The organism is Burkholderia sp. 22088 (assembly GCF_052045915.1).
In the GTDB taxonomy this organism is placed as follows: Bacteria; Pseudomonadota; Gammaproteobacteria; order Burkholderiales; family Burkholderiaceae; genus Burkholderia; species Burkholderia cepacia.
On record NZ_JBQEPY010000038.1, the window covers coordinates 1 to 18,538 of the forward strand.

At 61.4% G+C, this 18,538-nt stretch carries 13 protein-coding genes, 1 tRNA gene and 1 pseudogene; all 15 read left to right on the forward strand.

Annotated features, from left to right (window positions below):
- Nucleotides 1–165 (forward strand): annotated as a pseudogene (locus tag ACTJLD_RS41095) (elongation factor Tu); the annotation flags it as partial.
- 59 nt (nucleotides 166–224) lie between these two features.
- Nucleotides 225–300 (forward strand) — tRNA-Trp (locus tag ACTJLD_RS41100).
- Nucleotides 301–343: 43 nt separating this feature from the next.
- Nucleotides 344–724, forward strand: coding sequence for a preprotein translocase subunit SecE (gene secE, locus ACTJLD_RS41105; RefSeq protein ID WP_006482892.1), 381 nt, complete (start codon nucleotides 344–346; stop codon nucleotides 722–724).
- Nucleotide 725: 1 nt separating this feature from the next.
- Nucleotides 726–1,283 carry a transcription termination/antitermination protein NusG gene (gene nusG, locus ACTJLD_RS41110; RefSeq protein ID WP_006400672.1) on the forward strand — a complete coding sequence of 186 codons (558 nt, stop codon included), beginning with the start codon at nucleotides 726–728 and terminating at the stop codon, nucleotides 1,281–1,283.
- Nucleotides 1,284–1,424: 141 nt separating this feature from the next.
- Nucleotides 1,425–1,856: a 50S ribosomal protein L11 gene (gene rplK / locus ACTJLD_RS41115; protein ID WP_006477201.1), complete on the forward strand. Its 432-nt coding sequence runs from the start codon at nucleotides 1,425–1,427 to the stop codon at nucleotides 1,854–1,856.
- The gene (gene rplA, locus ACTJLD_RS41120) at nucleotides 1,857–2,555 is read left to right on the forward strand and encodes a 50S ribosomal protein L1 (RefSeq protein WP_006482906.1); all 699 of its coding nucleotides are present in this window, start codon (nucleotides 1,857–1,859) and stop codon (nucleotides 2,553–2,555) included.
- A 296-nt stretch (nucleotides 2,556–2,851) separates the two neighbouring features.
- The gene (rplJ, locus tag ACTJLD_RS41125) at nucleotides 2,852–3,349 is read left to right on the forward strand and encodes a 50S ribosomal protein L10 (protein ID WP_027788582.1); all 498 of its coding nucleotides are present in this window, start codon (nucleotides 2,852–2,854) and stop codon (nucleotides 3,347–3,349) included.
- Nucleotides 3,350–3,412: 63 nt separating this feature from the next.
- A complete protein-coding gene (gene rplL / locus ACTJLD_RS41130) occupies nucleotides 3,413–3,787 on the forward strand; it encodes a 50S ribosomal protein L7/L12 (protein WP_021161757.1) in 375 nt (124 codons plus the stop codon).
- 377 nt (nucleotides 3,788–4,164) lie between these two features.
- A complete protein-coding gene (rpoB, locus tag ACTJLD_RS41135; RefSeq protein WP_027788581.1) occupies nucleotides 4,165–8,271 on the forward strand; it encodes a DNA-directed RNA polymerase subunit beta in 4,107 nt (1,368 codons plus the stop codon).
- A gap of 21 nt (nucleotides 8,272–8,292) precedes the next feature.
- Nucleotides 8,293–12,540, forward strand: coding sequence for a DNA-directed RNA polymerase subunit beta' (rpoC, locus tag ACTJLD_RS41140; RefSeq protein ID WP_021161759.1), 4,248 nt, complete (start codon nucleotides 8,293–8,295; stop codon nucleotides 12,538–12,540).
- A 317-nt stretch (nucleotides 12,541–12,857) separates the two neighbouring features.
- Nucleotides 12,858–14,705: a DNA helicase RecQ gene (gene recQ, locus ACTJLD_RS41145; protein ID WP_021161761.1), complete on the forward strand. Its 1,848-nt coding sequence runs from the start codon at nucleotides 12,858–12,860 to the stop codon at nucleotides 14,703–14,705.
- Between the two features lie 227 nt (nucleotides 14,706–14,932).
- Entirely contained in the window at nucleotides 14,933–15,313 is a 381-nt protein-coding gene (gene rpsL / locus ACTJLD_RS41150; protein ID WP_006400662.1) for a 30S ribosomal protein S12, read from the forward strand.
- A 172-nt stretch (nucleotides 15,314–15,485) separates the two neighbouring features.
- Complete coding sequence (rpsG, locus tag ACTJLD_RS41155) at nucleotides 15,486–15,956, forward strand: 30S ribosomal protein S7 (RefSeq protein WP_006477195.1); 471 nt, start codon at nucleotides 15,486–15,488, stop codon at nucleotides 15,954–15,956.
- Nucleotides 15,957–16,079: 123 nt separating this feature from the next.
- Nucleotides 16,080–18,182 (forward strand): elongation factor G, encoded by a 2,103-nt coding sequence (gene fusA / locus ACTJLD_RS41160; RefSeq protein ID WP_021161762.1) that lies wholly within the window; start codon nucleotides 16,080–16,082, stop codon nucleotides 18,180–18,182.
- Nucleotides 18,183–18,221: 39 nt separating this feature from the next.
- On the forward strand, nucleotides 18,222–18,538 hold a 317-nt coding region (locus ACTJLD_RS41165; protein WP_440661769.1), incomplete at its 3' end, for a GTP-binding protein.

Consider the following 18,538-nt stretch of genomic DNA (forward strand, 5'->3'; position numbering starts at 1 on the left):
TCGATCGAGCTGCCGAAGGACAAGGAAATGGTGATGCCGGGCGACAACGTGTCGATCACGGTGAAGCTGATTGCACCGATCGCGATGGAAGAAGGTCTGCGCTTCGCAATCCGCGAAGGCGGCCGTACGGTCGGCGCCGGCGTCGTCGCCAAGATCATCGAGTAAGCCAGTTATTCGTTGATCGACAGTTTTGGGGCTGGCAACAGCCAGCCCCAGTATGGTTTAGGGGTATAGCTCAACTGGCAGAGCGTCGGTCTCCAAAACCGAAGGTTGGGGGTTCGATTCCCTCTGCCCCTGCCAAAAAATAGCCACGTGTTCTACGTGGCATTTGTTTTAAGGTGTTATGGCGAATCCATCCGTCGAAACTGTAAATACCTCCGGCGATAAGCTGATGCTGGCCCTGGGCGTATTGTTGGTCTTGGCCGGATTCGTGGGCTTCTTCTGGCTGGCCAATCAGCAGTGGTATGTCCGCGGTGCCGCGTTGGCGGTAGGGATCATCGCCGGCGTGGCCGTCGGGCTGATGTCCGCCCCTGGCAAGAGCCTCATCGCCTTTGCCAAGGATTCGTACAAGGAAGTCCGGAAGGTCGTTTGGCCCACCCGCAAAGAAGCAACGCAAACCACACTCGTCGTGTTCGGTTTCGTGCTCGTGATGGCGATTTTCCTCTGGTTGAGTGACAAATCGATCGAATGGGTGATTTTCTCGGCGATTCTGGGTTGGAAATGATATGAGCGATACTCCGGCATCCCCGAGCGGAAAGCGTTGGTACGTCGTGCACGCCTACTCCGGTATGGAGAAGAGCGTGCAACGTGCGCTTCAGGAGCGCATCGAACGTGCTGGCATGCAGGACAAATTCGGTCAGATCCTGGTTCCGACCGAAGAAGTGGTCGAAGTCAAAGGCGGCCACAAGGCAGTAACCGAGCGTCGATTTTTCCCCGGCTACGTGCTGGTGGAGATGGAGATGACGGACGAAACGTGGCACCTCGTGAAGAACACCGCGAAGGTTACCGGTTTCGTCGGCGGTGCACGTAACCGCCCGACCCCGATTTCCCCGAAGGAAGTCGAGAAGATCATGTCGCAGATGCAGGAAGGCGTCGAGAAGCCGCGCCCGAAGACCCTGTTCGAAGTCGGCGAGATGGTGCGTGTCAAGGAAGGCCCGTTCACGGACTTCAATGGCACCGTCGAAGAAGTCAACTACGAAAAATCGCGCGTGCGTGTGTCGGTCACCATCTTTGGCCGATCCACTCCGGTCGAACTCGAGTTCGGCCAGGTCGAAAAAGTTTGATCCCGATTCGGTGGGCAGCCTCGGCTGCCCACCTTCGCGCTTACGGCCCGCGTCATGGCCGTTGAGGAGCGTCAGTAGCCAGAGGCGAAAGCGCGTTATCACTCACCGAACGCCCTTCCGGCGTTCCAATGAGGTTCACAAATGGCAAAGAAGATTATCGGCTTTATCAAGCTGCAGATCCCTGCAGGTAAAGCCAACCCGTCGCCGCCGGTCGGTCCGGCACTGGGCCAGCGCGGCCTGAACATCATGGAGTTCTGCAAGGCGTTCAACGCGCAGACTCAAGGCATGGAGCCGGGTCTGCCGGTGCCGGTGGTCATCACGGCATTCGCTGACAAGAGCTTCACGTTCGTGATGAAGACGCCGCCGGCGACCGTCCTGATCAAGAAGGCGGCGAAGGTGGACAAGGGCTCGAGCAAGCCGCACACCGACAAGGTCGGTTCGATCACGCGCGCTCAAGCCGAAGAAATCGCGAAGACCAAGATGCCGGACCTTACGGCAGCTGATCTGGACGCAGCCGTTCGCACCATCGCTGGTAGCGCACGCTCGATGGGCATCACTGTGGAGGGCGTGTAAATGGCTAAGATCTCCAAGCGCCGTCAGGCATTTGCCGCCAAGGTTGATCGTCAGAAGCTGTACGCGATCGAAGACGCACTGAGCCTCGTGAAGGAATGCGCGAGCGCGAAGTTCGACGAGTCGATCGACGTAGCAGTCCAGCTCGGCATCGATGCGAAGAAGTCGGACCAGGTCGTTCGCGGTTCGGTCGTTCTGCCGGCAGGTACGGGCAAGTCGGTTCGCGTTGCAGTGTTCGCGCAAGGCGAGAAGGCTGAGCAAGCTCGTGCAGCAGGCGCGGAAATCGTCGGTATGGAAGACCTGGCTGAGCAGATCAAGGCTGGCCAGATGGACTTCGACATCGTGATCGCTTCGCCGGACACGATGCGTATCGTCGGTACGCTGGGTCAGATCCTCGGCCCGCGCGGCCTGATGCCGAACCCGAAGGTCGGTACGGTCACGCCGGACGTCGCAACCGCCGTCAAGAACGCGAAGGCTGGTCAGGTGCAATTCCGTGTCGACAAGGCCGGTATCATCCACGCGACCATCGGCCGTGCATCGTTCGAGCCGACCGCACTGCGTTCGAACCTGTCGGCGCTGATCGAAGCGCTGCAGAAGGCAAAGCCGGCAACGAGCAAGGGCGTCTACCTGCGCAAGATCGCACTGTCGAGCACGATGGGCGTCGGCGTGCGTGTCGACCAGGCTACGCTGGCAGCACAGTAAGCAAGATTTCGGGCCGCTTCGTTCGCGAAGCGGCCTACATGGGCTTTGGGCGGTTGTTCGTGCAGGCAGGGCGGGCAACCGGTTATCAAAGACCGTTGGTGGGGCACAGCAGTCAGGTGATCCCTTAATTCAAGCCAACGCAGATGGCGAACCCGAAAAAGTTTTGCAGTGGTGAAGCCGCAGGCCGTGAAGCGATTCGCGGCATGAGGTGGAAATACTCCTAACGAGGTCGGACGCCGTTGTTGAACGAGGTACGTGAGGTTTCGTGCCGAACGTATCGTTTCTGGAGGCTAACCGTGCCGCTTAATAGAGAAGACAAGCAAGCCGTCGTCGCTGAGGTTTCCGCGCAAGTCGCGAAGGCCCAGACCGTTGTGCTGGCTGAGTATCGTGGAATTGCGGTTGGCGATCTGACCAAGCTGCGCGCGCAAGCGCGTGAGCAACAGGTTTACCTGCGCGTGTTGAAGAACACGCTGGCGCGCCGCGCCGTTGAAGGTACGCCGTTTGCTCCGCTGGCAGAGCAGATGACTGGCCCGTTGATCTACGGCATCTCGGAAGATGCAATTGCTGCTGCTAAGGTCGTCAACGACTTCAGCAAGAGCAATGACAAGTTGGTCATCAAGGCTGGTTCGTTCGATGGCAAGGTGATGGACAAGGCTGGCGTGCAAGCGCTGGCAAGCATCCCGAGCCGCGAAGAACTGCTCTCGAAGCTGCTGTTCGTTATGCAATCGCCTGTTTCGGGCTTCGCGCGTGCCCTGGCCGCGCTGGCAGAGAAGAAGCAAGCGGAAGCTGCGTAATCGAACGTGCATCAGCGTCATTGATCGCTGGCTGTATCCGAATTCAATTTAGGAGTATTTCAAATGGCAATCGCAAAAGAAGACATCCTGGCAGCAGTCGAAGGGATGACCGTTCTGGAACTGAACGAACTGGTCAAGGCGTTCGAAGAGAAGTTTGGCGTGTCGGCAGCTGCAGTGGCAGTCGCTGGCCCGGCAGGCGGCGGCGCTGCTGCTGCTGCAGAAGAGAAGACCGAATTCACGGTCGTTCTGGCTGAAGCAGGCAGCAACAAGGTTGCAGTCATCAAGGCAGTTCGCGAACTGACGGGCCTGGGCCTGAAGGAAGCGAAGGACGTCGTTGACGGCGCACCGAAGGCTGTCAAGGAAGGCGTCGACAAGGCTGCTGCTGAAGAAGCCAAGAAGAAGCTGGAAGAAGCTGGCGCGAAGGTCGAAGTCAAGTAAGTTTCGGCGCGCTGTGCGAAGGCTGGCGGTATTTTCACCGCCGGCCTTTTTGTGCTTTGTGGGGACGTTATTCTGGCACTCATTCGGGAGCCCGAATAATCGGCCCCAGAAGCCAAAGAAAACCGCCTGATCGTTGTGATTGGTCACGAATGGCGGTTCTCTTTGTCTTCTGAAGCGACTGCAGAAGGCAAGTTTGGTCGGGTAGCGGGCAACACAGGCATCCGCTGCCGTCAGCCAGCGGTTGGTAGCGGCCAACCACCAAGCTTCTCGGCTCGTTCAAGCCGTCGGACGGCCATCGGGTCTCAGTCGGTGAACACTCGGGTTTGAAACGTCCAGGTATTCCGCCTCGATAGCACCCGCCGTGATTCGGAGATCGTATGCAATATTCCTTCACCGAGAAGAAGCGCATTCGCAAGAGTTTCGCGAAGCGCCCCATCGTTCACCAAGTTCCTTTCTTGCTGGCTACCCAGCTTGAATCATTCAGCACGTTTCTGCAAGCCGATGTGCCGGCCACGCAACGCAAGCCTGAAGGTTTGCAGGCCGCGTTCACATCGGTATTTCCCATTGTTTCGCACAACGGCTTCGCGCGCCTCGAGTTCGTGAGCTACGCGTTGTCCGCGCCGGCATTCAACATCAAGGAATGCCAGCAGCGCGGCCTGACGTACTGCTCCGCGCTGCGCGCGAAGGTCCGCCTTGTCATCCTCGACAAGGAATCGCCGAACAAGCCGGTCGTCAAGGAAGTGAAAGAGCAGGAAGTGTACATGGGCGAAATTCCGCTCATGACGCCGACGGGCTCGTTCGTCATCAACGGCACCGAGCGTGTCATCGTCTCGCAGCTGCACCGTTCGCCGGGCGTGTTCTTCGAACACGACAAGGGCAAGACGCACAGCTCGGGCAAGCTGCTGTTCTCGGCACGGATCATTCCGTACCGCGGCTCGTGGCTCGACTTCGAATTCGATCCGAAGGACATCCTGTACTTCCGCGTCGACCGTCGCCGCAAGATGCCGGTCACGATCCTGCTGAAGGCCATCGGCCTGACGCCGGAACAGATCCTCGCGAACTTCTTCGTGTTCGACAACTTCACGCTGATGGACGAAGGCGCACAACTCGAGTTCGTGCCCGAGCGCCTGCGTGGTGAAGTCGCGCGTTTCGACATCACGGATCGTGATGGCAAGGTCATCGTCCAGAAGGACAAGCGGATCAACGCGAAGCACATTCGCGATCTCGAAGCCGCGAAGACCAAGTTCATCTCGGTGCCGGAAGACTATCTGCTCGGCCGCGTGCTGGCGAAGAACGTCGTCGACGGCGACACCGGCGAAGTGATCGCGAGCGCGAACGACGAAGTCACGGAAAGCGTGCTCGAGAAGCTGCGCGAAGCGGGCATCAAGGACATCCAGACGCTCTACACGAACGACCTGGACCAGGGCCCGTACATCTCGTCGACGCTGCGTGTCGACGAAACGACCGACAAGACGGCCGCGCGCATCGCGATCTACCGCATGATGCGTCCGGGCGAGCCGCCGACCGAAGAAGCGGTCGAGGCCCTGTTCAATCGTCTGTTCTACAGCGAAGAAGCGTACGACCTGTCGAAGGTCGGCCGCATGAAGTTCAACCGCCGCGTCAGCCGTGACGAGATCACCGGCCCGATGACGCTGCAGGACGACGACATCCTCGCGACGATCAAGATCCTCGTCGAGCTGCGCAACGGCAAGGGCGAAGTGGACGACATCGACCACCTCGGCAACCGTCGCGTGCGTTGCGTCGGCGAACTGGCGGAAAACCAGTTCCGCGCCGGTCTCGTGCGTGTCGAGCGCGCGGTCAAGGAACGCCTCGGCCAGGCCGAAAGCGAAAACCTGATGCCGCACGACCTGATCAACTCGAAGCCGATTTCGTCGGCGATCCGCGAGTTCTTCGGTTCGTCGCAGCTGTCGCAGTTCATGGACCAGACCAACCCGCTGTCGGAAATCACGCACAAGCGCCGTGTTTCCGCACTGGGCCCGGGCGGTCTGACGCGCGAACGCGCAGGCTTCGAAGTTCGTGACGTGCACCCGACCCACTATGGCCGCGTGTGTCCGATCGAAACGCCGGAAGGTCCGAACATCGGTCTGATCAACTCGCTCGCACTGTACGCGCACCTGAACGAGTACGGCTTCCTCGAGACGCCGTACCGCAAGGTCGTGGACAGCAAGGTGACCGACCAGATCGACTACCTGTCGGCGATCGAGGAAGGCCGCTACATGATCGCTCAGGCGAACGCCGCGATCGACGAGAACGGCACGCTGATCGACGAACTCGTGTCGTCGCGTGAAGCCGGCGAAACGATGATGGTCACGCCGGACCGTATCCAGTACATGGACGTCGCGCCGTCGCAGATCGTGTCGGTTGCAGCCTCGCTGATTCCGTTCCTCGAGCACGACGATGCGAACCGTGCACTGATGGGTTCGAACATGCAGCGTCAGGCCGTGCCGTGTCTGCGTCCGGAAAAGCCGGTCGTCGGGACGGGTATCGAGCGCACCTGCGCGGTCGACTCGGGTACGACGGTTCAGGCGTTCCGCGGCGGCGTCGTCGACTATGTCGACGCAGGCCGTATCGTGATTCGCGTGAACGACGACGAAGCGGTCGCAGGTGAAGTCGGTGTCGACATCTACAACCTGATCAAGTACACGCGTTCGAACCAGAACACGAACATCAACCAGCGTCCGATCGTGAAGATGGGCGACAAGGTCTCGCGCGGCGACGTGCTGGCCGACGGCGCCTCGACGGACCTGGGCGAGCTCGCGCTCGGCCAGAACATGCTGATCGCGTTCATGCCGTGGAACGGCTACAACTTCGAAGACTCGATCCTGATCTCGGAGAAGGTGGTTGCGGACGATCGCTACACGTCGATCCACATCGAAGAGCTGAACGTCGTTGCACGCGACACGAAGCTCGGGCCGGAAGAAATCACGCGCGACATCTCGAACCTGGCGGAAGTCCAGCTCGGCCGTCTCGACGAATCGGGCATCGTGTACATCGGTGCTGAAGTCGAAGCAGGCGACGTGCTGGTCGGCAAGGTCACGCCGAAGGGCGAGACCCAGCTGACGCCGGAAGAGAAGCTGCTGCGCGCGATCTTCGGCGAGAAGGCTTCGGACGTGAAGGACACGTCGCTGCGCGTGCCGTCGGGCATGAGCGGCACCGTGATCGACGTCCAGGTGTTCACGCGTGAAGGCATCCAGCGCGACAAGCGTGCGCAACAGATCATCGACGACGAACTGAAGCGCTACCGTCTCGACCTGAACGATCAGCTGCGCATCGTGGAAGGCGACGCGTTCCAGCGTCTCGCACGCATGCTGGTGGGCAAGGTCGCGAACGGCGGTCCGAAGAAGCTCGCGAAGGGCACGAAGATCGACCAGGCTTACCTGGAAGACCTCGACCACTACCACTGGTTCGACATCCGCCTCGCGGACGACGAAGCAGCGGCATCGCTCGAAGCGATCAAGAACTCGATCGAAGAGAAGCGTCACCAGTTCGACCTCGCGTTCGAAGAGAAGCGCAAGAAGCTCACGCAAGGCGACGAACTGCCGCCGGGCGTGCTGAAGATGGTCAAGGTCTACCTCGCGGTGAAGCGCCGTCTGCAGCCTGGCGACAAGATGGCAGGCCGTCACGGTAACAAGGGTGTCGTGTCGAAGATCGTCCCGATCGAAGACATGCCGTACATGGCCGACGGCCGTCCGGCAGACGTCGTGCTGAACCCGCTGGGCGTTCCGTCGCGGATGAACGTGGGTCAGGTTCTGGAAGTGCACCTCGGCTGGGCTGCGAAGGGCCTCGGCTGGCGTATCGGCGAAATGCTGCAGCGTCAGGCGAAGATCGAGGAACTGCGCGTGTTCCTGACGAAGATCTACAACGAGTCGGGCCGCCAGGAAGACCTGGAAAGCTTCACCGACGACGAGATCCTCGAACTCGCGAAGAATCTGCGCGAAGGCGTGCCGTTCGCGACGCCGGTGTTCGACGGTGCGACCGAGGAAGAAATGGGCAAGATGCTCGACCTCGCGTTCCCGGACGACATCGCTGAACAGCTCGGCATGAACCCGTCGAAGAACCAGGTCCGTCTGTACGACGGCCGCACGGGTGAAATGTTCGAACGTCGCGTGACGCTGGGCTACATGCACTACCTGAAGCTGCACCACTTGGTCGACGACAAGATGCACGCGCGTTCGACCGGCCCGTACTCGCTCGTCACGCAGCAGCCGCTGGGTGGTAAGGCGCAGTTCGGTGGCCAGCGTTTCGGTGAAATGGAAGTGTGGGCACTCGAAGCGTACGGCGCGTCCTACGTGCTGCAGGAAATGCTGACGGTGAAGTCGGACGACGTGACCGGCCGGACGAAGGTGTACGAAAACCTCGTCAAGGGCGACCACGTGATCGATGCAGGCATGCCGGAATCCTTCAACGTGCTCGTGAAGGAAATCCGCTCGCTCGGTATCGATATCGATCTCGACCGCAATTAATCGGACTACGGAGAGAAAGCAATGAAAGCTCTGCTCGATCTATTCAAGCAAGTCCAACAGGAAGAAGTTTTCGACGCGATCAAGATCGGTCTGGCTTCGCCTGACAAGATCCGTTCGTGGTCGTTCGGCGAAGTGAAGAAGCCGGAGACCATCAACTACCGTACGTTCAAGCCGGAACGCGATGGTCTCTTCTGCGCGAAGATCTTCGGGCCGATCAAGGACTACGAGTGCCTGTGCGGCAAGTACAAGCGCCTGAAGCACCGCGGCGTGATCTGCGAGAAGTGCGGCGTCGAAGTAACGCTGGCGAAGGTGCGTCGCGAACGGATGGGCCACATCGAACTGGCCTCGCCGGTCGCGCACATCTGGTTCCTGAAGTCGCTGCCGTCGCGTCTGGGCATGGTGCTCGACATGACGCTGCGCGACATCGAACGCGTGCTGTACTTCGAAGCGTACGTGGTGATCGAACCGGGCATGACGCCGCTGAAGGCGCGGCAGATCATGACCGAAGAGGATTACTACAACAAGGTCGAGGAATACGGCGACGAATTCCGTGCCGAAATGGGCGCGGAAGGCGTGCGTGAACTGCTGCGCGCGATCAACATCGACGAGCAGGTCGAGACGCTGCGCACCGAGCTGAAGAACACCGGCTCGGAAGCGAAGATCAAGAAGTACGCGAAGCGCCTGAAGGTCCTCGAGGCATTCCAGCGCTCGGGCATCAAGCCCGAGTGGATGATCCTCGAAGTGCTGCCGGTGCTGCCGCCGGAACTGCGTCCGCTCGTGCCGCTGGACGGCGGCCGTTTCGCGACGTCGGACCTGAACGACCTGTACCGCCGCGTGATCAACCGTAACAACCGGTTGAAGCGCCTGCTCGAGCTGAAGGCACCTGAAATCATCGTCCGCAACGAAAAGCGGATGCTGCAGGAAGCCGTCGACTCGCTGCTCGACAACGGCCGTCGCGGCAAGGCGATGACGGGTGCGAACAAGCGTCCGCTGAAGTCGCTCGCCGACATGATCAAGGGTAAGGGCGGTCGTTTCCGTCAGAACCTGCTGGGCAAGCGCGTCGACTACTCGGGCCGTTCGGTCATCGTGGTCGGCCCGACGCTGAAGCTGCACCAGTGCGGTCTGCCGAAGCTGATGGCGCTCGAGCTGTTCAAGCCGTTCATCTTCAACAAGCTGGAAGTGATGGGCGTCGCGACGACCATCAAGGCTGCGAAGAAGGAAGTCGAGAACCAGACGCCGGTGGTGTGGGACATCCTCGAAGAGGTGATCCGCGAGCACCCGGTGATGCTGAACCGTGCGCCGACGCTGCACCGTCTCGGTATCCAGGCGTTCGAGCCGGTGCTGATCGAAGGCAAGGCAATTCAGCTGCACCCGCTCGTCTGCGCGGCGTTCAACGCCGACTTCGACGGTGACCAGATGGCCGTTCACGTGCCGCTGTCGCTCGAAGCGCAGATGGAAGCGCGTACGCTGATGCTGGCGTCGAACAACGTGCTGTTCCCGGCCAACGGCGATCCGTCGATCGTGCCGTCGCAGGATATCGTGCTGGGTCTGTACTACGCGACCCGCGAAGCGGTCAACGGCAAGGGCGAAGGCCTGTCGTTCACGGGCGTGTCGGAAGTGATCCGCGCGTACGAGAACAAGGAAGTCGAGCTCGCATCGCGCGTCAACGTGCGGATCACCGAAATGGTCCACAACGAGGACACGTCGGAAGGCGCGCCGCCGTTCGTGCCGAAGATCTCGCTGTACGCGACGACCGTCGGCCGCGCGATCCTGTCGGAGATCCTGCCGCACGGCCTGCCGTTCTCGGTGCTGAACAAGCCGCTGAAGAAGAAGGAAATCTCGCGCCTGATCAACACGGCGTTCCGCAAGTGCGGTCTGCGCGCGACGGTGGTGTTTGCCGACCAGCTGATGCAGTCGGGTTTCCGTCTCGCGACGCGCGCCGGTATTTCGATCTGCGTGGACGACATGCTCGTGCCGCCGCAGAAGGAAACGATCGTCGGCGACGCCGCGAAGAAGGTGAAGGAGTACGACCGCCAGTACATGTCGGGTCTCGTCACCGCGCAGGAACGCTACAACAACGTGGTCGACATCTGGTCGGCAACGTCGGAAGCGGTCGGCAAGGCGATGATGGAGCAGCTGTCGACGGAGCCGGTGACGGACCGCGACGGCAACGAGACGCGCCAGGAGTCGTTCAACTCGATCTACATGATGGCCGACTCGGGCGCCCGGGGTTCGGCGGTTCAGATTCGTCAGCTGGCCGGTATGCGTGGCCTGATGGCGAAGCCGGACGGCTCGATTATCGAGACGCCGATTACCGCGAACTTCCGCGAAGGTCTGAACGTGTTGCAGTACTTCATCTCGACCCACGGTGCACGTAAGGGTCTGGCTGATACGGCACTGAAGACCGCAAACTCGGGTTACCTGACGCGTCGTCTCGTCGACGTCACGCAGGATCTGGTCGTCGTGGAAGACGATTGCGGCACGTCGAACGGCGTGGCGATGAAGGCACTCGTCGAAGGCGGTGAAGTCGTCGAGGCGCTGCGCGACCGTATCCTCGGCCGCGTTGCGGTTGCGGACGTCGTGAACCCGGAAACGCAGGAAACGGTGTACGAATCGGGCACGCTGCTCGACGAAACGGCGGTCGAGGAAATCGAACGCCTCGGCATCGACGAAGTGCGCGTGCGCACGCCGCTGACCTGCGAAACGCGCTACGGTCTGTGTGCGTCGTGCTACGGCCGTGACCTCGGCCGCGGCTCGCTCGTGAACGTCGGCGAAGCAGTCGGCGTGATCGCTGCACAGTCGATCGGTGAACCGGGCACGCAGCTGACGATGCGTACGTTCCACATCGGTGGTGCGGCATCGCGTGCGGCAGTGGCTTCGTCGGTCGAAGCGAAGAGCAACGGTATCGTCCGCTTCACGGCGACGATGCGTTACGTCACGAACGCGAAGGGCGAGCAGATCGTCATTTCCCGTTCGGGCGAAGCGATGATCACCGACGATTTCGGTCGCGAGCGCGAGCGTCACAAAGTGCCGTACGGCGCGACGCTGCTGCAGCTCGACGGCGCGACGATCAAGGCAGGCACGCAGCTCGCCACGTGGGATCCGCTGACGCGTCCGATCATCACCGAGTACGGTGGTACGGTGAAGTTCGAGAACGTCGAGGAAGGCGTGACCGTCGCGAAGCAGATCGACGACGTGACCGGCCTGTCGACGCTGGTCGTGATCGACGTGAAGCGCCGTGGTTCGCAGGCTTCGAAGAGCGTGCGTCCGCAGGTCAAGCTGCTCGACGCGAACGGCGACGAAGTGAAGATTCCGGGCACGGAGCACGCGGTGCAGATCGGCTTCCAGGTCGGCGCACTGATCACCGTGAAGGATGGTCAGCAAGTGCAGGTCGGTGAAGTGCTCGCACGTATCCCGACGGAAGCGCAGAAGACGCGTGACATTACCGGCGGTCTGCCGCGGGTGGCGGAACTGTTCGAAGCGCGTTCGCCGAAGGATGCCGGCATTCTCGCGGAAGTCACCGGTACGACGTCGTTCGGTAAGGACACGAAGGGCAAGCAGCGTCTCGTCATCACGGATCTCGAGGGCAACCAGCACGAGTTCCTGATCGCGAAGGAAAAGCAGGTTCTGGTTCACGATGCACAGGTCGTCAACAAGGGCGAAATGATCGTGGACGGTCCGGCCGATCCGCACGACATCCTGCGTCTGCAGGGTATCGAGGCGCTGTCGCGCTACATCGTCGACGAAGTGCAGGACGTGTATCGTCTGCAGGGCGTGAAGATCAACGACAAGCACATCGAGGTGATCGTTCGCCAGATGCTGCGTCGTGTGCAGATCACCGACAACGGCGATACGCGCTTCATCCCGGGCGAACAGGTCGAGCGTTCCGACATGCTGGACGAGAACGATCGCATGATCGCCGAGGACAAGCGTCCGGCTTCGTACGACAACGTGCTGCTCGGTATCACGAAGGCATCGCTGTCGACCGACTCGTTCATCTCCGCGGCATCGTTCCAGGAAACGACCCGCGTGCTGACCGAAGCGGCGATCATGGGCAAGCGCGACGATCTGCGCGGCCTGAAGGAAAACGTGATCGTCGGCCGTCTGATTCCGGCCGGTACGGGTCTCGCGTTCCACAAGGCACGCAAGGCGAAGGAATCGTCGGATCGCGAGCGTTTCGACCAGATCGCAGCGGAAGAGGCGTTCGATTTCGGCACGCCGAGCACGCCTGCTGCGGAAGAGCCGCAACAGCACCCGGCAGCCGAGTAAGCGCGGGCGGCGCGAGCCGCCTTGCCTCACCACGCTGTCACCGAGACCGCCCGGTTTTGCCGGGCGGTTTTTTTTCATCTGTCGTTCGCGTGCATGACGCGCCTGTGCCGTGCCGGCCTCGCTTGCTCGCGACGGACGTGCGGCCTGACTGCAAGCGCCGCCGAAGCCGTTGCAATCACTTGCGGCGCGGTCGTGGCAGGCTCGTCATGCACGCGAACGAACCCTGGCCGATCGGCCAAAACCGCACGATTCGCCACGCGTCCCGCGAGCGGGTTGTTAAAATTGCGGTCATCGTCCAGCCGTCCCCGTTCTATTTCATGTCCCGCGCCCTCGAAATCCTCGACGAAGTATTTGGTTATCCCGCTTTTCGCGGCCAGCAGGGCGAAATCGTCGAACACGTCGCCGGCGGCGGCGATTGTCTCGTGCTGATGCCGACCGGCGGCGGCAAGTCGCTGTGCTACCAGATTCCGGCGCTGCTGCGTCGCGAGGCCGGGCAGGGTGCCGGTATCGTCGTGTCGCCGCTGATCGCGCTGATGCAGGACCAGGTCGCCGCACTGAGCGAAGTGGGCGTGCGCGCGGCGTACCTGAACTCGACACTGTCGGGCGCCGAGGCCGCGGCGACCGAGCGGGCGCTGCGCGAAGGCGAAATCGACCTGCTGTATGTCGCGCCCGAGCGGCTGATGACAGGGCGCTTCCTCGACCTGCTCGAGCGCGCGAAGATTGGCCTGTTCGCGATCGACGAAGCGCACTGCGTGTCGCAATGGGGGCACGATTTCCGCCCGGAATACATCCAGCTGTCGGTGCTGCACGAGCGATTTCCGTCGGTGCCGCGCATCGCATTGACCGCGACGGCCGATGCGATCACGCGCGACGAGATCATCCACCGTCTCGCGCTCGACGACGCACGCGTGTTCGTGTCGAGCTTCGACCGCCCGAACATCCGCTACCGGATCGTCGAAAAGGACAACGCGCGATCGCAGCTGCTCGATTTCATCCGCGCCGAACACACGAATGCCGACGGCACGACGGATGCGGGTGTCGTTTATTGCCTGTCGCGTCGCAAGGTCGAGGAAACGGCCGAATGGCTGAAGGCGCAAGGCGTGCGTGCGCTGCCGTATCACGCGGGGATGGAGTTCGAGGTGCGGCAGAAGCACCAGGAAATGTTCCAGCGCGAGGAAGGCATCGTGATGTGCGCGACGATCGCGTTCGGCATGGGCATCGACAAGCCGGACGTGCGCTTCGTCGCGCACCTGGATCTGCCGAAGAGCGTCGAAGGCTACTACCAGGAAACGGGCCGTGCCGGCCGCGACGGGATGCCCGCGAATGCGTGGATGGCGTACGGGCTCGGCGACGTCGTCCAGCAGCGCAAGATGATCGACGAATCGGATGCCGACGACGCACACAAGCGCGTCCAGACGTCGAAGCTCGACGCGCTGCTCGGGCTGTGCGAGACGATCTCGTGCCGCCGCGTGCGGCTGCTGAACTACTTCGGCGAGGAGAGCAAGCCGTGCGGCAACTGCGATACGTGCCTCGAGCCGCCCGCTTCGTGGGACGCGACGCGTGAGGCGCAGATGGCGCTGTCGTGCGTGTTCCGCGCGCAGCGCGCGAGCGGCTTCAATTTCGGCTCGAGCCACCTGATCGAGATCCTGCGCGGCGGGCGCACCGAGAAGGTGTTGCAGCGGGGCCACGACCAGCTGACGACGTTTGGGATTGGCGCGTCGCTGTCGGAGCCCGAGTGGCGCGCGATATTTCGGCAGCTCGTCGCGTACGGCTACCTGGCCGTCGATCACGGCGGCTTCGGTGCACTCGTGCTGACCGAGGCCGCGAAGCCGGTGTTGAAGAACGAGGAGAAGGTCACGCTGCGCCGCTACGTGAAGCCGCAGCGCACGCGCCAGTCGTCGGGCCGCAGCGGCACGCGCGTCGACCCGACGGCCGGCATGGGCACGCGCGAGCGCGCAAGGTGGGATGCGCTGCGTGCGTGGCGCGCGGAAACGGCGAAGACGGACGGCGTGCCGGCCTACGTGATCTTCCACGACGCGACGCTCGCCGAGATCGCACGCAACGCGCCGGAGACGATCGACGACCTGCGCCATATCCCCGGCATGGGGGTGCGCAAGCTGGAGCGCTTCGGCGACGAGATCATTGACGTCGTCGAGTCTGCCTGACACAGGCGTTCCGACCCTTCCGGTAAACCACGCGTCCGGCCGGCGAATCACGCAAGCCGTTGACTTAGTTGGTATTTCCGGAATATGATGCTGGGTTCCGGTATTCGGTGGGCCGAGTTGCGTTCGAAAGCTCGCACCCGTTTCGCCGGTTCGGAAGTCAACTGTGCGCCGATTCTCGCTTTGCCCGAAATCGATGTGCAGATTTTGTTCAATTTCAGGAATAAACAATGCCAACCATCAACCAACTGGTTCGCAAAGGCCGTCAGTCGGAAACGACGAAGAGCAAGAGCCCGGCCCTGCAGGACTGCCCCCAGCGTCGCGGCGTGTGCACCCGTGTGTACACGACGACGCCGAAGAAGCCGAACTCGGCACTCCGTAAGGTCGCCAAGGTTCGTCTGACGAACGGCTTCGAAGTGATTTCGTACATCGGCGGTGAAGGCCACAACCTGCAGGAACACTCGGTTGTGCTGATCCGCGGCGGCCGTGTGAAGGACTTGCCGGGTGTGCGTTACCACATGGTTCGCGGCTCGCTGGATACCCAGGGCGTCAAGGACCGTAAGCAAGCGCGCTCGAAGTACGGCGCGAAGCGTGCAAAGGCTGCCAAGTAAGCAGTTTTTGATCAGGGATCGCCGCAGGGCGGTCAAGGCGGGAGTGCCGGATTGCCGGTGCTGTCGAGTAAGTGGTCACCCGGCCAAGCTGGTTAGTCGTGAAGATGTGATCGGGTTTGTTGGTGGCCGCGGAGCTGGTTCCAGCTCCAACTGAACAAGTAAAGGAAGAATCATGCCGCGTCGTCGCGAAGTCCCCAAGCGGGAAGTGTTGCCGGATCCGAAGTTCGGTAACGTTGATGTAGCCAAGTTCATGAACATGCTGATGCTGTCCGGCAAGAAGTCGGTCGCAGAGCGCATCGTTTATGGCGCATTCGAACAGATCCAGACCAAGGGTGGCAAGGACCCGCTGGAAGTGTTCACGGTTGCGCTCAACAACGTCAAGCCGGTGGTCGAAGTGAAGAGCCGTCGCGTTGGTGGTGCCAACTATCAAGTTCCGGTCGAAGTGCGCCCGTCGCGTCGTATGGCATTGGCGATGCGCTGGCTGCGTGAGGCTGCGAAGAAGCGCAGCGAGAAGTCGATGGCTCTGCGCCTGGCAGGTGAACTCTCCGAAGCGGCCGAAGGCCGTGGCGGCGCGATGAAGAAGCGCGATGAAGTTCACCGCATGGCAGAAGCCAACCGCGCGTTCTCGCATTTCCGTTTCTAAGCGCCTGGCTGGGCTGTTTGCGGAAATAAATTCCGGGCGGGTGCGCTTTTCAGGCGCCTCGCCCGTTTGTGTTGAAGCATGATGCAGCAGGGCTGCATCGTGTCATCCCAGTAGAGGATCAAAGTGGCTCGCAAGACTCCTATCGAGCGCTACCGCAATATCGGTATTAGCGCTCACATCGACGCCGGCAAAACGACGACGACCGAGCGCATTCTGTTTTACACCGGTGTGAACCACAAGATCGGTGAAGTCCACGACGGCGCAGCCACGATGGACTGGATGGAGCAGGAACAGGAGCGTGGCATCACGATCACGTCCGCTGCTACCACGGCCTTCTGGAAGGGCATGGGCGGCAACTATCCGGAACACCGCATCAACATCATCGACACCCCGGGCCACGTCGACTTCACGATCGAAGTGGAGCGTTCGATGCGCGTGCTCGACGGCGCGTGCATGGTGTACTGCGCAGTGGGCGGCGTGCAGCCGCAGTCGGAAACGGTGTGGCGCCAGGCTAACAAGTACAAGGTGCCGCGTCTCGCGTTCGTCAACAAGATGGACCGTACCGGCGCGAACTTCTTCAAGGTCTACGACCAGCTCCGTCTGCGCCTGAAGGCGAACCCGGTTCCGGTCGTGGTGCCGATCGGCGCGGAAGAAAACTTCAAGGGCGTCGTTGACCTGATCAAGATGAAGGCGATCATTTGGGACGAAGCGTCGCAAGGCACGAAGTTCGACTACGTCGACATCCCGGCCGAGCTCGCAGAGACCTGCAAGGAATGGCGCGAAAAGATGGTCGAAGTGGCTGCTGAAGCCAGCGAAGACCTGATGAACAAGTACCTGGAAGAAGGCGATCTGCCGGAAGCCGACATCGTCAAGGCGCTGCGTGATCGTACGATCGCGTGCGAAATCCAGCCGATGCTGTGCGGTACCGCGTTCAAGAACAAGGGCGTGCAGCGTATGCTCGACGCCGTGATCGACTTCCTGCCGTCGCCGGTCGACATCCCGCCGGTCAAGGGCGAGCTCGAAAACGGTGAAGAAGCGGAGCGCAAGGCGTCGGACGACGAGAAGTTCTCGTCGCTCGCGTTCAAGATCATGACCGACCCGTTCGTCGGCCAGCTGATCTTCTTCCGTGTGTACTCGGGCGTCGTCAACTCGGGCGATACGCTGCTGAACTCGACCAAGGGCAAGAAGGAACGCCTCGGCCGTATTCTGCAGATGCACGCGAACCAGCGTGAAGAAATCAAGGAAGTCCGTGCAGGCGACATCGCTGCTGCGGTCGGCCTGAAGGAAGCGACCACCGGCGACACGCTGTGCGATCCGGCAAACCCGATCGTGCTCGAGCGCATGGTGTTCCCGGAGCCGGTGATTTCGCAGGCTGTCGAGCCGAAGACCAAGGCTGACCAGGAAAAGATGGGCCTGGCGCTGAACCGTCTGGCACAGGAAGATCCGTCGTTCCGCGTGCAGACCGACGAAGAGTCGGGCCAGACCATCATTTCGGGCATGGGCGAGCTCCACCTCGAAATTCTGGTCGACCGGATGAAGCGTGAATTCGGCGTGGAAGCAACCGTCGGCAAGCCGCAGGTTGCATACCGCGAAACGATCCGTTCGACGGCGAAGGACGTCGACGGCAAGTTCGTCAAGCAGTCGGGTGGTCGCGGCCAGTACGGTCACGCGGTCATCACGCTCGAGCCGAACGAACAAGGCAAGGGCTACGAGTTCTTCGACGAGATCAAGGGTGGTGTGATTCCGCGTGAATACATCCCGGCGGTCGACAAGGGTATCCAGGACACGCTGAAGTCGGGCGTGCTGGCTGGCTTCCCGGTCGTCGACGTGAAGGTTCACCTGACGTTCGGTTCGTACCACGACGTTGACTCGAACGAAAACGCGTTCCGCATGGCCGGTTCGATGGCGTTCAAGGAAGCAATGCGCAAGGCGAACCCGGTCGTCCTCGAGCCGATGATGGCTGTCGAAGTCGAGACGCCGGAAGACTACATGGGCAACGTGATGGGCGACCTGTCGGGCCGTCGCGGTATCGTCCAGGGCATGGAAGACATGGTTGGCGGCGGCAAGATCGTGCGCGCCGAAGTGCCGCTGTCGGAAATGTTCGGCTATTCGACGTCGCTGCGCTCGCTGACGCAAGGTCGTGCAACGTACACGATGGAGTTCAAGCACTACGCTGAAGCTCCGCGCAACGTTGCTGATGCGATCATCAGCGCGAAGTCGAAGTAATTCGCTATCTCAATCGATAATTTTTGAAAGAAGAGAATCATGGCAAAAGGTAAATTCGAGCGGACCAAGCCGCACGTGAACGTTGGTACGATTGGTCACGTTGACCACGGCAAGACGACGCTGACGGCAGCGATCACGACGGTTCTGACGAAGAAGTTCGGCGGCGAAGCGAAGGCGTACGACCAGATCGACGCGGCACCGGAAGAAAAGGCGCGCGGCATCACGATCAACACGGCGCACGTCGAGTACGAAACGGCTAACCGCCACTACGCACACGTCGACTGCCCGGGCCACGCTGACTATGTGAAGAACATGATCACGGGCGCAGCGCAGATGGACGGCGCGATCCTGGTTTG